Raw genomic sequence first — 13410 nt, 5'->3', positions numbered from 1 at the left:
TATTCGGTGAGGCGCGTCTTGTCGTAGTCGGCGCCGAAGACCAGCTTGACCACCGGCGTCATCGGCGCGCGATCCTGCACGACGAGACCGTTTTCGGCGATCAGTTCTTCGTACTCCGCCGGCGATTCCTGCGCGGCAAGCGAGAAGTCGTAGGCGCGGCCGACGGCAGCATAGAGCGCCTGGCGGCTGCGGTCTTCCTTGGAGCGCGCGGTCTGGGCAAGCTCGCGGGCCGAAGCGAGATAATCATAAAGCCCCGCGTCTTCGTCGAGTTCGACGCTGGCGATTTCCGCAGACTGCTCGACTTCGGTAATTTCTTCGGCCGTCTCGTCATCCACGACATCGAACAGGTCGAGCGGCTCGACAGGTTCTTCGGCCGCCACCGGCTCGCTTCCGGAAGCAAATCCTGCGAGGTCGAGCGGTTCTTCACCCGCATCGTCATCGAGCGAAGTTTCGGCTTCGTCGGTCAGGTGGAGAGGATCGGTCGGCTCGTCAATCGACCCGGCGAATGCGCCTTCAGGCGCGATTTCGGGCACAATGTCTTCGTAAGAGGTTTCTTCGTGCGAAGTGTTGTCCACCTGCTCGGGCTCGTAGGCCATCGGAACTGCGGGCTGACCGCCATTCGGACCCTCGACGCCCGCGCCGAAGCTTTCGTCTTCATAGCCGATGTCATAGCCCACCGGCGGTTCTTCGTCCTCGTCGCCCAAGTCGAGCGAAAGCGCTTTCTTGATAGGTGCCTTGATGTGGTCGGTCAGCGAGGCGAAATCGTAATTTGCCTCGTCTTCCTCCTCGTCTTCCTCGTCGCCGAAGTCGTAGTCGCCGAAAGCAGGCGTCGGCAGACCCGAGGATGGGTCGATATCGACGTCGTCGCCAAAGCCGATCGGCTCGACGTTCTCGTCTTCGTCCTCATCGCCAAAGCCGAGATCGTCTGCGCTGGATGCGAACACGTCAGCTTCGAATACGGGTTCTTCCAGAGGTGCAATTGCCTCGTCTTCGCTGCCGGGACCATCGGCGTGCGGAGCGTCGATGATCGGAGCGGGCTCGACGGCGAGGATGTCTTCCGCATCGTCCTCTGCGGCATCACTCGCTTCGAGTGCCTGGTCGATTTCGAGCAGCAGTTCGTCCGCCTGCGCGGCCTCGGCCATCTCCTTCCAGTTGATGACGCCGTAGATGAAATCGATCGTCTCGTCGTCGCTGGAAAAGGGCAGCAGGATGCCGCGATAGAGCACGGTGTTGCCGCGCTGGTTGACGAACTCGGCCTCGAACCCGATCGGGGCCTGGTTCGCCAGGATCTGCATGTAATGGTCGGTGATGCGGCTCAACAAGGAGCGCGGCGGGACATCCGACAGCTTGCGGATTTCATCGTCGGTCCCGCATTCCTTAGCGAGTTCGGTGCCGAGAAATTGCACGGCCGGGTCTTCGATTCCGACCGAAAAATCGAGCAGGACGCCATACGGACCGAAGTCCTCATCGCTTGCCGGATCGAGCTCTTCGATGGAGGGGTAGTTGCGGTCGTCCAGCATGCCCGCCCAGAAGTTGTACGCGCGCACCTGCATGCGGCGCTCGTCCTGGCCGATCGAGGGCGGCGGGACGTCGCGACCGCTGTCTTCGTCACTGACGTCATAATCGCGCGAGTCGTCCGAAATGTCGGAGGAATCGAAATTGCCGCGCAGCGTGTCCATGACCCTGTTTGCCCCTTGCAGAATAACTTATGGGACGGGTTCTGGCGCACCATGGTAAACATACTGTTAAGTCATGGAGAAAAGTATCGAGGTCGCGGTGCAATGCGGCTTTGACGTCACTCTATCGGTGCGCCGCTTTGCGTGGCGGCAACCGTTCCTCAGAGCATGTAGCGCATTTTTATCCTGAGCACGCGCGCGTCTCCGCTGTAATCGAACGCGGCAGAATCGAAGCTCGGCGGACCCATGCGTACCTTGGCGTCGCGAGAAAAGCCGAAGCCCTCCTTGGGCATCATGCCAAGTGCGCGATCGGCCTTTCCGTTACCGTTCTCGTCATGCAGCAGCGCCACGGCATAGCGCCCGGGCTTTACGCCCGAAAACACCAGCTCGACCTTTTCGCCTGCAGGGACGACGGTGCGGTGCGAGGCAGGATCTTGGCGGCAGCGCGGGAAGATATCGGGATTGGTCGTCATGCAGGCCCGCACGACGCCCTCGCTCGAACGCAGATTGGTGACGGTGATCGCGACCTCGCCGGGCTTGGGCGGAGTGGCCGCGCCCAGCGGCAGAGCGGCAAGGGCAGCGATCAGGGCGAACTTGGCTTTCATGCGGTTTCCTCAAGCGGGCCCTTTCGGGGGCCTTGACGCTGCGCAAGCTTCTCCGACAAACCGCGATCAGTCCCGCAAAGCCGGTCCCAGAAGCGGAAGTACAGCCCGTAATTGCAGCGATATTCCTCGTGATGACGTTCGTGATGGCTCGCTGTTATCAGCCAGTTTCCTGCGCGGGAATGAACGAGCCAACGCGGGAACATCTCCCAACCCATATGGTTCGTAACGCCCATGAGCGTCATAATCGCCAGGACCAGGCCGAGTGCGCCGATGTGGATGGGGACAACAAACACCAGCGCAGGGATCACGACGGCGCCGGTGAGCGCCTCGATCGGGTGAAAACTCATTGCCGTCCAGGCGGTTGGTGGCTTGCTTGCATGGTGGACGGCATGGGCGATGCGGAACCACTTGGGACGATGCATCCAGCGGTGGGTCCAGTAGAACCACGTATCGTGCGCGAAGAGATAGATGAATAGCGAGAGCGGAATGTACCAGATTGGATGGCTGGCAATATCCGTATAGATCTTGGTCCAGCCAAGTTCCTGCCATGCCCATAGCGCGATACCCGCCGGAATGCCGTAGATCGCGGCAGAGGCTAGCGACCAGCCGATCTCGCTGCGGATCTGCGCGGAGAGACCTTCATAGAGGCCGGGGCGTAGTTTTTGCGTCGCCCAGGCGAACAGGCCGCTGGTCGCCAGATAGCGCAGCGCGACGATTACCGTCATGGCAAGGGCAGTGAGGAGCAATCCCGACATCGCGATGCCTTATGCCGCATGAGAGCGAGCGGCGACACCCCTTTAAGCGCTCATTCTCCGCGGAAAAGCCCTGCGCATTCGGGATCGATGACGCCGGCATGGCGCCGCATGGCCGCCCTCGCGAGCCGCTCGACCTCGGTCTTGCGCCGCGCCGCATTGAGCGGTTGCAGCGGAGCTGGGCGCAAGATCTCCGCGTCGTAGCCATCTGCCACGATCACGCCGCAGCAATCCGGCTTGAAATCGTTGCCTTCCAGCGGGCTGCGGTCGAGGTGCGGCGCGAGGCCCCAGTAAAAACGGTCGCAGAAATCGAGATAGTCGGGCCATTTACCGTCGCCCAGCAGGTCGGCACGCGCTACCTTGATCTCGACGATGATGATATGCCCCTTGGCATCGATCCCCATCAGGTCGGCACGGCGCCCGTTCCTCAATGGCATTTCCGGGATGCACCAGATGTCGTTGCGGGCAAACAACCGCCCGATCCCGCGCGCCACGGCAGCAGCGCCATCAGGCATCGTTTCGGATGCGCTGTCCGAATCGCGTGTAGCTATTATCCCGTCAGTCATTCGCACATGAATGGAACATAGCGCGAACGCGGTCAAGCGCCGGGACGGGTGAAAAATCGGTTATCGGGCCTGGCAGAGTGCGAGAAGGCTGGCGCGCGATGCGTGAACCTCTCGCCACAGCGCCAGTGCGGGCGCGGTGGTGTCCTGACCGCGCGCCTGGATCGCCAGCAGGGCGGTGAGGCCAGGCTGCATGATCGCGTCAATGTCCTCGAGTGTCAGTTCAGCCCAGGCAAGGCGCTCGTCGCCCGCTTCGCAGATCCGCTCCGGAAACTCGGCGATTTCGCCGTCATAGCTTTCGGTAGCGAGCGCGGCCATCGAGGCGATGATTTGCGCGTTCTCGTGCAGCGATTGCCAGCGTTCGGCGAGTGTGCCTTGCGCAGTTTGAGGCTGGGCGGATGCGAAAAGCTGATCGGGATGGTTGAGCGCTGACATGGTGAAGGCAGTGGTAATCCCCGATTGCTTGCCAAATTGCTAAGCCTCGGCTGCGCTAGTGCCCGCAGCGACCACCTGACCTCCGAGATTTTCCTGTGGCAGAGGCGAATACGCTTTGCTAAGCGCCGCGCTCGCCCGCTTGCGGGCCCGGCCACAGGCACCCGTAGCTCAGCTGGATAGAGCGCTGCCCTCCGAAGGCAGAGGTCACAGGTTCGAATCCTGTCGGGTGCGCCAGAAATTCAATAACTTAAGAGAAGACGACGCGGGTGGTACGTAATCCGTACGGAAAAGTGCGGTTCAAATTTCGGTGTCCAAAACCGCGTTTCTGGCTTTCCTCATCTGCATTCGCATTTGCCCTCAGAGCCTCTATACACTCGATAATCTAAGGAAAATTGTGAGGTAGTTATGAGCCGCAGATTGGGGCTGGCGTTTCTGTTCGGTGGAGCAGTGCTGATTCTCGGTTGTAGCGATCAGCCCAAGCTGTGGAAACGAAGTGAGATTGAAACGATTGCAGAGGATTTTGCAGATGCTTCGACTATCGGCGGCGCGTTAGAAGCTTCATATCAGGCGCGAATTTCAAGATTGGAGGAGGAGAACCAAGCACTTCGGGCGCAACTCGCACAGCAGCAACGCGAAATTGACCGACTGTTTGAGAATGACGAGGCAATACGCCAGAATTTCAATTACCTTGGGCGCCATCACGGAATTGCGCCAATGCCCAAAAGTGAATGAAATGAAATTATATTAGCATTGTGCATTTGGGCTGTCTTGCTTTTCTCCCCCGCGGTGCGAGATTGACTTGATTGGAGAAACAGTCGCTATGAAGTCTCTCATAAATATCGTTGCTGTGATTGCGATCCTTTGGCCATCTGCGGTTTGGGCTCAGACTAAATCTGAGGACCAAATCTCAATAAGAGAGATGTATGTTGCCTGCTATTTATTGGCGAACGATGTCGATCTCCCGATTGCCGCCGACCAAAGTACGCAGCGATACAATCCCCTTCACTGTTTGTTGGGGGCAGCTCGCACCCGATCAGTCGTTAGTGAGGGAAAGGCAACCAATATCTGTTTCCCTCGCGACGCTCGATTTGCGACGAACCCGACCCACGAATTAGCTCTAGCGTATATCGAGTTTTTTGAAGGCGCCCTCAATACTCTGTCGAAGGTGGGCGGCGCTTCAGCTGGCGATCCAAAGGGATACGACGCAATGATTCTCGCCGCATCAATAAAATGGCGCTGCTAGCCGCTTCACCCTCGGCTGATGGTCAGCCCGGCAAAGGCGGCAAGATGAAACAAATACACTTTGGAAGACCCATTGTTGGCCCATCGGGCGTCATCGCTTCAAACGTATAGATCGAAGCAACTCATGCACTTCGCGCCTAAGGGCAACTGCTTCCGCAGTGAAGCCGCCATGCCGCCACATACCGTTCCTCTTGCCCTTGGGCGCTCCTGAGCCTCTAGCGCCCCCGTGCATGCGGCATCTTGTCTTGCCCTTCACCGCCGGACACCTGCATGGCTTGCCCGCCCGGTTTTGTGCTTGGCAGAGCGGTGCATTGGTCAACAATCGTGGCGGGCGGTTCATGGGGTTGTCCTTCACTTTCGTCCTCCCCCCGGTGGTAATGCACATGCTGGTGCAGTTCCTTCCTTACCGTGATCGACTGGTGAGCGGTGCTCTTCTTGCCCCGCAGTGATTGCAGGGCATCCATTTGCAGCGTGAAGGTTCGCGCCAGTTTCGCAGCCGCAGAGGCGGTGCGCGTGTCGTATTCATGTTTGATCGCGAAAGCTGTCACCTTCATGGTGAGCAAGTGGATTGCCACCATTTGCGCGGCAAGCGCCGCTTCCATTTCGTTCCGGGGCTTCACGTTGTTGACCAAGGCAAGCGCCGCATTGAATTGGTTTTCGTCCAGCCGCCATTGCTTTGCTTCATCGTCCCAATGGCTCTGACCGCACAGGGCCTCCAGTTGGCTTAGAAACGTGGAAATGACGGAGCGGGATCGGGTGCCGAATGCATCGGCAAGTTGGAGCGTCCAAAGCGAATCGTCATTGTGGGGCGAGGTCCAATGCTCATCATCGAAACCCGCCGGTTCCAGCATTATGCCGGGCGGGTATGAACGGGCATGAGCGCGCTTGTCGGCTTCCGTTTCCCATTCGCGTAATTCGGCGGCTGGTTCAGGACGGTTGCGCTTGCGCCGTTTGCGTCGGGGCTTTGCGGCAGCGTCCAACTTGGCGGGATCAATGCGCCCGTCCTGCATATCATTCCGTTTGCTCATTGCGTTTGCCATGTTTTGCGCGCCTTCGCGCCGATATTCTGGGAGGTGCCGCAACGCTTTCCGATGATGCATCCGCCCGGCTCAAGTCGCTCCAGGCCGAATTGTGACGCGGCCTCAGGGCTTGCGCCTTTCAGGACATAGGCAAGCGCGGCCTCCAGATTGACGGCGTGGAGATCGGGATTGCCTGCCTCCAACCCTAGTCGCCCGCCAATCGGTTTGCTGTGGATTACACCGCGTCGATAGGGTTTGCCGCTTATCCGGCGCAACCAGCCCTTTTGAAGCTTACCAAGGCGCTGCACTTGTGCGGCTGGCACATGGGCTAGCAGGTGGCAGTGCGCGCCCTTTCCAACGCCGTTCTCGTGCACCCAAAGCCATGACGTCATGCTGCCGTGACGCCAGAGCATTTTGCTCATCAGATCGACAAAGCGACCGGTTGCGTTGGTCATGGCCTCTAGGGGCACACCAGCGGCCTCCCAGTGAATTGTGATCATCCGGGTAAATGGCAGGCCAATTGCGGCTGCATGGCGCTCAGCGGCCTTCATATTGGCAATCTGGGCAGCGGTAAGTGCATGGCTTTCACGGTCGGCACGGTTCCGCGCCCCGCCCCTGCCGGTTGTGCAAGCAGAATTGGCTGCAACACCTAGATTAGAGTATCTAATTGCATGCGGCGTGCCAGTTCGCGGCGATGGCTGTTTTCCGCCATTCTCAGCCGGTGGCTGTGCCAATGAAACTTCACCGAATCCGCGACCCGGTGAAGTTTCAAAGGTGCCACCATGCCGTTCGCAGGCACCTTGCTTGGGCATGGTGACAAACATCAGACTGCCACCCAGACGATGGCCATCTTGCCACTTGAGTTGGGGCGGCGCTGCCCGCAATCGCGGATCATGCCTTTCCGTTTCAACTCACTTGTGCGCGGCTGGATCGAATAGCGATCCATATCGAGCCGCACCGCCAATTCATCGGCGGTTAGGCCAATGAAGCCAGCATCGCGAATGGCCGCATGCGCCATGCGCTGGAGCCGCCCCAGCTTGGGGGTTAGCGCCTCGGCAGCGGCGATTGACGTTTCCACATTCCGGTGGCCCGGTGCATCGGGATAGGTGCTCATTGCTCCTCTCCTTCCGCCAAGCCGGGCAAACCGGCGCGATCCAGCAGCTTTGTTAGCCATTCAGCCTGCGCATCGCTCAGCGGCATTGTATCGACCGCTAGCTGGCCTAGAAACTGACCAGCCTTCCGAGTTAGGCGATTGTCGCTGTGTAAGAGCGCTAAAGCTGCGTCACGGTGTGTTGGGAATCTTGGGCTAGTCATCCCGCGCCTCCCCATAGCAGTGCCAGCAAACCTCGCGCGCCATCGAAGATGGCAGGCGATAGCGAGAGGCAAGAAGTTGCCAGCGCCAGCCCGGTGCGGTAAGACGATGTCGCGACCAGCCGCCAAGTTGATCGCGCGAAGCCCCGGCCTGCACGCCGGGGTTTTGCATATGTAGGCTCACAGTTCATTCTCCCGCGCCGAAGGTCGGAAGACTGGCTAGATATGCGTCCAATTCAGCGGCGGGTATTAAGGTACGCCTGCCCGCCTTACGGGCTGTCAGGGCACCCTGTTTCAAAGCCACATAAAGGGCGCTCCGCGATAGGCCGGAATATTCCACGGCCTCTGGCAATTTTAAGTAAGATTTGGTCATTTATCTTCGCTCCGTATCCACCGCGCTGCGTGCGGCTGGAGCGGGGTCTGACAGTATTTACTTGGACACTGTTACGGACACTCCCGGATTTTCTGAATGATGAATGTCCGGATCAAAGACCGGGAATGTGTTCAGCGGTAAACTGGACCGGCGTCGCGAGATGGCGTTGCCGCACCTCAGTGATAACGGCTTCAAAATCAGGAAGGTCATCCGGCTCTCTTGGAAACGCGAGAGCGATCATTCGCTGATAGAAGTCGCCAAATGCCTTGTGAGCTAATTCATTTGCGCCGAATGCGGCCAAATAAACTGGAGCGAGGCATTGACCGCGCTGTATCCGAATTTCGCGCCATTCGGCCTTCGTCCATTTTGGCGCTTGGGAAGGAATATTCCGCGCCACTTGATGTAGGTAACCAGACAACCAATCGAGTTGGCTCACTGCTTCATTGAAACGGTTCCAGCCGTCCGGAGTGCCAGACGCTAGATGGGGGGCTATTTCCTCGCCTCCTTTCCCATCCCAATGCCACCAGGAATAGGCCCAAACGGCATCTTCCGCTTCAGCACTCCGGCCTTCAAACAGCGCAGCCCAGAGCTTGCCAGTACGTTTGGCCAGTGCCTGTATTTCCTTGCGTGTGTCAGCGTTGCTTTGTCTTTCAGGCCCATCGCTTACGTTTCTCATTGTCATGGCCAGTGAGCGTCTAACTGCCATAGCAAGCCATTCCCAATCCCTGTCTCCTTTCAACCGTAAGAGAAAATGCCCTAACGCCTCTTTTGTGCTCTCGGCGGTCACGTGGGGCAAATACGCATCGCGATAGACAAAGGCATTAAATTCGTTTTCGTCGGCAAAACTCACAGCGCCAACTCTCCCAGCGCCTTTACTGCCGCGTCACTGGCGAGGTGACCATAATGGCGCTCGATCATCTCCGCGCTCGTGCCAGAGATTTGTGCAATGGTGAGAAGCGGCAGGCCAGCGCTCACAAGATCAGTGATGGTGCTATGCCGCAGCGTGTACGCAGTTGCTCCGGTTGGCAGGCCAGCTGCCTTGACCGCCGCAGCGATTGGAACCTTCCAGCTATTCTTGTCCCACGGCTTGCCGTTCTTGCGGTGAAATAGAGGCGCGGCTGGCAGCTTGTCCTTCAACTGCTTTGTCAGCAGTTTCGCGGCTTCAGCTGGCAACTGGATGCGCCGCGGCTTACCCGTCTTGTCCTTGCCAATGGTCAATTCAGCAGTTCGCTTGTCGAAGTCTCCAGCGGTAAGCCCCGCCAATGCGCCGGGTCGCAACGGCAGCAGACAGAGCGCGCGGACGAAAGGTGCGGCTTCCGCATCAGTCCTTGCCACCAGCTTACTGCGCTGGCTGCGATCAAGGTATAGGGTGCGCCGCCCATTGGCATTGGGAATGACTTTTAGCGCCTCTTGCCAAGCCGCCTCGCTGTTCGGAGCGCCGGGTGAAAGTACCTTGGCCAGCGCCGCGCGCAGTACGGCCATATCGCGGTTTACGGTGGAAGCCGCGCGTTTGCGATGGATCGGCTCGCCTTCTTTGCGACGGCTAACTAAGGCCGGTTGTGCCTCCAGCCGTTTGCGCCATTCCTTCACATGGCGACGGCGCAGCTTGTCCAGCTTCACTTTGGCGATTGCATCTTCGTATACGTAGCGTTTGAAGCGTTGCCCTGCCTCAGGACGGTCCTTTGCGTACTCACGGCAGGCATCGGCAACGGTTTCCATCTTGGCGCGTACTTCGCCACCCGATTCCACCAACTCCGCGAATGTCTCAGCCTCTGCCTTAGCGGCTGCAAACATTGCATTGCCAGCCAGTTTCCCGAAGTCGCCCAGAGCCTTGAGCCGATACTTCCCCGTATCCTCATCATAGGCACGGGCAATCCACGTTCCCTTTCCGCCACGTTTGGAAGGACGAAAGCCAAGAAAGCACCCTGCGCGCAGCCGTTGCCAGTGCGGCTCTCGCTTTGCCTTGAGCCGTTCTCGCTCGCCAACCTTGCTCAAATCCAGTGCCATCGCCAGCCGCCCTTTTCATTTCGTACGGAATGCGTACGGAATACATAAGAGGATGGCCTTGGACAAGATCGGACGGATACTCCCTGTTTTACAGGGGTTTCAATGTCCGGCTGGGTCCATGGCTGCCAGTAATCCCTGCACTCCGAAGGCAGAGGTCACAGGTTCGAATCCTGTCGGGTGCGCCAAGGGCGAGGTCTGCTCCAGCTGTTCGTGGCGCCAACGCTTCAATCCTAGAGCGCGCGAGCTACTCCCAGCCCCTCTCCAGAAACTCCAGCGCGCAGCCGGCCAACATTGCCGTGCCCTTGGGCAGCGCATTCTCGTCGACATGCATGCGCGGGCTATGGATCGCGCAGCACGAGCGCCAGTCCTCGCCTTCGTTGGCGACGCCGAGGAAGAACATCGCGCCCGGCACTTTCTCGAGCAGGTAGGAGAAATCCTCCGCCCCCATGATCGGGTCGGGGAGATCGCGCCAGCCTGCCTCGCCTCCGAGGCCAGTTGCAACGTGCTTGCCCAGCGCGACCGCGCGTTCGTCGCAGATCGTGACCGGAAAGCCCGCTTCGATTTCGCAGTCCGCTTCGACGCCATGCGCTTTCGCGACATGCGAGACAGTCTCGGAAACCAGCCTATGCACTTTCTCCCGGTGTTCGGGCGACAGCGTGCGAATGGTCCCCGCGAGCATCGCATCGTCCGGTATGATATTGTGCGCAGTGCCGGCGTGCATCTGCGTGACGGTCACCACCACCGCGCTCGCGGCGTTGAAGCGGCGGGTTACCATTGCCTGAATGGCCGAGACGATTGCGGCGGCAGCGGGTACGGGGTCCGCGCAGTCGTGCGGCATGGAGGCGTGACCGCCCCGGCCCTTGACCGTGATGGTGAACTGGTCGGCCGCGGCCATCAAAGGTCCGGCGCGCCCGGCGAGCACGCCGAATGCGGCATTGGGCATGATATGCAGCGCAAAGGCCGCGTCGGGCAGCGGGTCGATCAGCCCGTCATCGAGCATGAAGCGCGCGCCGTGATAGCCTTCTTCCCCCGGCTGGAACATGAAGTCGACCGTGCCGGCAAACTCCTCACGCTTTGCACTTAGCAGTCGTGCCGCACCCGCCAGCATGGCGGTGTGGGTGTCATGCCCGCAGGCGTGCATGGTGTTCGGAATCCTCGAGGCGAAGTCGAGTCCGGTCTTCTCCTCCATCGGCAGCGCGTCCATGTCGCCGCGCAGCAGCACGCGGCGGCCGGGTTTTGCGCCCTCCAGAGTCGCGACCTGGCCGGTGGTCGAGCTTCCCTCGCGCCATGTAAGCGGCCGATCGGCCAGCGCCTCGCGCACCTTGGCCATGGTCTTGGGTGTGTGCAGGCCAAGCTCTGGCTCGGCATGGATGGCGCGGCGGAGCGCGACGATGCCGTCCGAGAGGCCGCGCGCGCTTTCGAGGATGTCGGGTGTCAGCATGAAGGCAGGATAGCGCAATGCGCGGCGGACTCCATCGCTATTCGCATTGGCTGCGAGTTTCCGACAACCCCCTAGTGCAGCTACGTCTTTTCCCGCTAAAGGCGCTGGCGATGAGCGATACGCCGACCCCGACTGCCCGAGCGAGCGGCCTGCCTACGGTTGGCGTGATCTACAATCCGCGCAGCCACCGCAATAAGGGGCAGGACCTTGCTTCGGACCCCGCACCGCATGTCTTTGTGGCGCAGCCGGGCGCGCGCGACCAATTGCCGGTGGCGCTCGAACGGTTCAAGCAGCGCGGCATCGACCTTCTCGTCATCAACGGCGGCGACGGCACGGTGCGCGATGCGCTGACGGCGGGCCACGCAATATTCGGCGAGGACTGGCCCGCTGTCGCCGTCTTGCCGAAGGGCAAGACCAATGCGCTTACGGTCGATCTCGATGCGCCGAGCGAGTGGTCGCTGCAGGGCGCGATCGATGCCTTTCGCGACGGCCGCAGAATCCCGCGCAGGCCGCTTTCGATCACTCCGATCGCAGGCGAGGCACCGCCGATGCTCGGCTTCATTCTCGGCGCAGGTGCTTTCACGCTGGGCATCAGCAAGGGGCAGGATGCCCACAGGCTCGGCGCGTTCAACAGCCTCGCCGTTGGAGTGACGACCGTTTGGGGCGTGCTTACCGCGTTGATGGGCAGGGCGGACAATCCGTGGCGGCGCGGTTCGAAAATGGACATCCGCGTAGGCGAAGCGGGCGAACCGTTTCCGCGAAGTCAGATCGGGGATAGTGCGTATCGCCAACTTCTGCTTGCTTCCACGCTGGAGCGCTTTCCGGCCGGGATCATGCCATTCGGTAAGCTCACCCAGGGCCTGAAGATCGCCGTGATCGATCACGCGACGCGGAGCATTCTCCTGCGTCTCCCTCTGATTCTGCGCGGCAAACTGCCCGAGGAGATGGAGGCGAAAGGCATGCATCAGCGTGCCGTGGAGAGTTTCACGTTAAATATCGACGACTCCTTCATTCTCGACGGCGAGGCTTATCCAGGCGGCAAGTACGGAATCGCGCCGGGCCCCGAGATCGAGTTCGTTGCGCCAAAATGAGCGCGCTCGAAACACGGATCGCCGCGCAGCTCGACGCTACGGTCGATCCTGCTGTCGAGCACTTCGCCGAGCGGCTGGCGGAGGAAAGCGGCGCACTGGCGGTGCTTTTTTACGGTTCGAACCTGCGCACCGGCTCGCTCGAAGGCGTCCTCGATTATTACGTGCTGCTGCCGGGGCCGCAGAAGGAGAAGATCTGGCCGCGGGTAAGCTACCGCGAATGGGAGCATGATGGGGATATCCTACGCGCGAAGATCGCGACAATGTCGCTGGCGACCTTTGCTGAGGCTGCGCGCGGCGAATTGCTCGACACGACGATCTGGGCGCGTTTCGTTCAGCCGAGCGCACTGATCTGGCAGCGAAACGAGGCTGCGCGTTCCGAGGTGGTCGCCGCCATTGCCGATGCCGCCAAAACCGCGGCGCGGCTGGCGGTCGCGCTTGGCCCTCAAAGCGGCCAAGCCGAGGAATACTGGCGGGCGTTGTTCCGCGCTACGTATCAGGCAGAGTTCCGAGTCGAGAAGGCGGGGCGTGAGGACTCGATCCTCTCGGTCAACGCCGCGCATTTCGACGGCCTGTTGCCGCTAGCGATGGATGCAGGGGGGATCGCCTATCACCGCGACGGAGCCGTACTCACTCCGACGATGGAGCCGAGCGAGAAGCGCAGGATCATCAACTGGTGGAAGCGCCGCCGCCGTATGGGCAAACCGCTCAATGTCACGCGGCTGGTCAAGGCGAGCACGACCTTCGAAGGCGCAGCGCGCTATGCTGCATGGAAGATCGAGCGCCATACCGGCGTGCCGGTCGAGGTGACGCCCTTTCGCGAAAAACACCCGGTCCTCGCGGCACCGGGTGTCCTGTTTTCGCTCTGGCGAGAGAAGCGCAAAAGAGCCGGCTAGTG

15 protein-coding genes, 1 tRNA gene and 1 pseudogene are annotated in these 13410 nt (G+C 60.4%); 4 read left to right on the top strand and 13 right to left on the bottom strand.

All coding sequences use genetic code 11. From position 1 onward, the window contains the following. Nucleotides 1–1085: 1085 nt before the first annotated feature. The 5 genes and pseudogenes from CCE89_RS15610 to CCE89_RS05800 all read right to left on the bottom strand — a co-directional run. Nucleotides 1086–1679: pseudogene (locus CCE89_RS15610) on the bottom strand (PAS domain-containing protein); the annotation flags it as partial. A 158-nt stretch (nucleotides 1680–1837) separates the two neighbouring features. After that, nucleotides 1838–2281 (bottom strand): DUF2141 domain-containing protein, encoded by a 444-nt coding sequence (locus CCE89_RS05815; protein WP_086437131.1) that lies wholly within the window; start codon nucleotides 2279–2281, stop codon nucleotides 1838–1840. Continuing rightward, nucleotides 2278–3036, bottom strand: a complete 759-nt coding sequence (locus CCE89_RS05810; protein ID WP_086437130.1) for a sterol desaturase family protein — start codon at nucleotides 3034–3036, stop codon at nucleotides 2278–2280. Before CCE89_RS05810 ends, CCE89_RS05815 begins: the two co-directional genes overlap by 4 nt. 50 nt (nucleotides 3037–3086) lie before the next feature. Continuing rightward, nucleotides 3087–3548 carry an MmcB family DNA repair protein gene (locus tag CCE89_RS05805; protein WP_086437984.1) on the bottom strand — a complete coding sequence of 154 codons (462 nt, stop codon included), beginning with the start codon at nucleotides 3546–3548 and terminating at the stop codon, nucleotides 3087–3089. 111 nt (nucleotides 3549–3659) lie between these two features. Continuing rightward, on the bottom strand, nucleotides 3660–4031 hold the full coding sequence (locus CCE89_RS05800) for a hypothetical protein (RefSeq protein ID WP_086437129.1): 372 nt from the start codon (nucleotides 4029–4031) through the stop codon (nucleotides 3660–3662). A 157-nt stretch (nucleotides 4032–4188) separates the two neighbouring features. Here CCE89_RS05800 and CCE89_RS05795 point away from each other — a divergent pair. Both CCE89_RS05795 and CCE89_RS15090 read left to right on the top strand, forming a co-directional pair. Then, nucleotides 4189–4265 (top strand) — tRNA-Arg (locus CCE89_RS05795). A gap of 171 nt (nucleotides 4266–4436) precedes the next feature. After that, on the top strand, nucleotides 4437–4763 hold the full coding sequence (locus CCE89_RS15090; protein WP_143255973.1) for a hypothetical protein: 327 nt from the start codon (nucleotides 4437–4439) through the stop codon (nucleotides 4761–4763). 601 nt (nucleotides 4764–5364) lie between these two features. Here CCE89_RS15090 and CCE89_RS15565 read toward each other — a convergent pair. From CCE89_RS15565 to CCE89_RS05745, 8 genes are all read right to left on the bottom strand, one after another. After that, complete coding sequence (locus CCE89_RS15565; RefSeq protein ID WP_407640391.1) at nucleotides 5365–5529, bottom strand: hypothetical protein; 165 nt, start codon at nucleotides 5527–5529, stop codon at nucleotides 5365–5367. Further along, nucleotides 5489–6313, bottom strand: a complete 825-nt coding sequence (locus CCE89_RS15250; RefSeq protein WP_159456592.1) for a hypothetical protein — start codon at nucleotides 6311–6313, stop codon at nucleotides 5489–5491. Before CCE89_RS15250 ends, CCE89_RS15565 begins: the two co-directional genes overlap by 41 nt. Then, nucleotides 6298–7116 carry a hypothetical protein gene (locus CCE89_RS05775; protein WP_143255972.1) on the bottom strand — a complete coding sequence of 273 codons (819 nt, stop codon included), beginning with the start codon at nucleotides 7114–7116 and terminating at the stop codon, nucleotides 6298–6300. The genes CCE89_RS15250 and CCE89_RS05775 overlap by 16 nt, the downstream gene beginning before the upstream one ends. Then, a complete protein-coding gene (locus CCE89_RS05770; RefSeq protein WP_086437124.1) occupies nucleotides 7116–7406 on the bottom strand; it encodes a hypothetical protein in 291 nt (96 codons plus the stop codon). The genes CCE89_RS05775 and CCE89_RS05770 overlap by 1 nt, the downstream gene beginning before the upstream one ends. Before the next feature lie 384 nt (nucleotides 7407–7790). Beyond that, nucleotides 7791–7976, bottom strand: a complete 186-nt coding sequence (locus CCE89_RS05760; RefSeq protein WP_086437122.1) for a helix-turn-helix domain-containing protein — start codon at nucleotides 7974–7976, stop codon at nucleotides 7791–7793. A 112-nt stretch (nucleotides 7977–8088) separates the two neighbouring features. Continuing rightward, a complete protein-coding gene (locus CCE89_RS05755; protein WP_086437121.1) occupies nucleotides 8089–8826 on the bottom strand; it encodes a hypothetical protein in 738 nt (245 codons plus the stop codon). Next, nucleotides 8823–9983, bottom strand: a complete 1161-nt coding sequence (locus tag CCE89_RS05750; RefSeq protein WP_086437120.1) for a tyrosine-type recombinase/integrase — start codon at nucleotides 9981–9983, stop codon at nucleotides 8823–8825. The genes CCE89_RS05755 and CCE89_RS05750 overlap by 4 nt, the downstream gene beginning before the upstream one ends. 244 nt (nucleotides 9984–10227) lie before the next feature. Continuing rightward, a complete protein-coding gene (locus tag CCE89_RS05745; protein WP_086437983.1) occupies nucleotides 10228–11424 on the bottom strand; it encodes a M20 metallopeptidase family protein in 1197 nt (398 codons plus the stop codon). A 110-nt stretch (nucleotides 11425–11534) separates the two neighbouring features. On the opposite strand from CCE89_RS05745, the gene CCE89_RS05740 reads away from it, so the two are divergent. Further along, entirely contained in the window at nucleotides 11535–12515 is a 981-nt protein-coding gene (locus CCE89_RS05740; protein WP_159456591.1) for a diacylglycerol kinase family protein, read from the top strand. Further along, entirely contained in the window at nucleotides 12512–13408 is an 897-nt protein-coding gene (locus tag CCE89_RS05735) for a hypothetical protein (RefSeq protein ID WP_086437118.1), read from the top strand. The genes CCE89_RS05740 and CCE89_RS05735 overlap by 4 nt, the downstream gene beginning before the upstream one ends. Nucleotides 13409–13410: the final 2 nt, after the last annotated feature.

Origin of the sequence: Altererythrobacter xiamenensis (genome assembly GCF_900177715.1) — a bacterium.
In the GTDB taxonomy this organism is placed as follows: domain Bacteria; phylum Pseudomonadota; class Alphaproteobacteria; order Sphingomonadales; family Sphingomonadaceae; genus Erythrobacter; species Erythrobacter xiamenensis.
The sequence above is the reverse complement of the archived record's forward strand: the minus strand, read 5'-3'. Positions and strand labels throughout refer to the sequence as shown.

Bases quoted from the DNA above. Each gene is read 5' to 3' on its own strand.
- CCE89_RS05775 (WP_143255972.1), bottom strand. From the start codon at position 7,116: ATGTTTGTCACCATGCCCAAGCAAGGTGCCTGCGAACGGCATGGTGGC.
- CCE89_RS05800 (WP_086437129.1), bottom strand. From the start codon at position 4,031: ATGTCAGCGCTCAACCATCCCGATCAGCTTTTCGCATCCGCCCAGCCT.
- CCE89_RS05745 (WP_086437983.1), bottom strand. From the start codon at position 11,424: ATGCTGACACCCGACATCCTCGAAAGCGCGCGCGGCCTCTCGGACGGC.
- CCE89_RS05810 (WP_086437130.1), bottom strand. From the start codon at position 3,036: ATGTCGGGATTGCTCCTCACTGCCCTTGCCATGACGGTAATCGTCGCG.
- CCE89_RS05750 (WP_086437120.1), bottom strand. From the start codon at position 9,983: ATGGCACTGGATTTGAGCAAGGTTGGCGAGCGAGAACGGCTCAAGGCA.
- CCE89_RS15250 (WP_159456592.1), bottom strand. From the start codon at position 6,313: ATGGCAAACGCAATGAGCAAACGGAATGATATGCAGGACGGGCGCATT.
- CCE89_RS05760 (WP_086437122.1), bottom strand. From the start codon at position 7,976: ATGACCAAATCTTACTTAAAATTGCCAGAGGCCGTGGAATATTCCGGC.
- CCE89_RS05815 (WP_086437131.1), bottom strand. From the start codon at position 2,281: ATGAAAGCCAAGTTCGCCCTGATCGCTGCCCTTGCCGCTCTGCCGCTG.
- CCE89_RS05735 (WP_086437118.1), top strand. From the start codon at position 12,512: ATGAGCGCGCTCGAAACACGGATCGCCGCGCAGCTCGACGCTACGGTC.
- CCE89_RS15090 (WP_143255973.1), top strand. From the start codon at position 4,437: ATGAGCCGCAGATTGGGGCTGGCGTTTCTGTTCGGTGGAGCAGTGCTG.
- CCE89_RS05805 (WP_086437984.1), bottom strand. From the start codon at position 3,548: ATGCCTGATGGCGCTGCTGCCGTGGCGCGCGGGATCGGGCGGTTGTTT.
- CCE89_RS05740 (WP_159456591.1), top strand. From the start codon at position 11,535: ATGAGCGATACGCCGACCCCGACTGCCCGAGCGAGCGGCCTGCCTACG.
- CCE89_RS05770 (WP_086437124.1), bottom strand. From the start codon at position 7,406: ATGAGCACCTATCCCGATGCACCGGGCCACCGGAATGTGGAAACGTCA.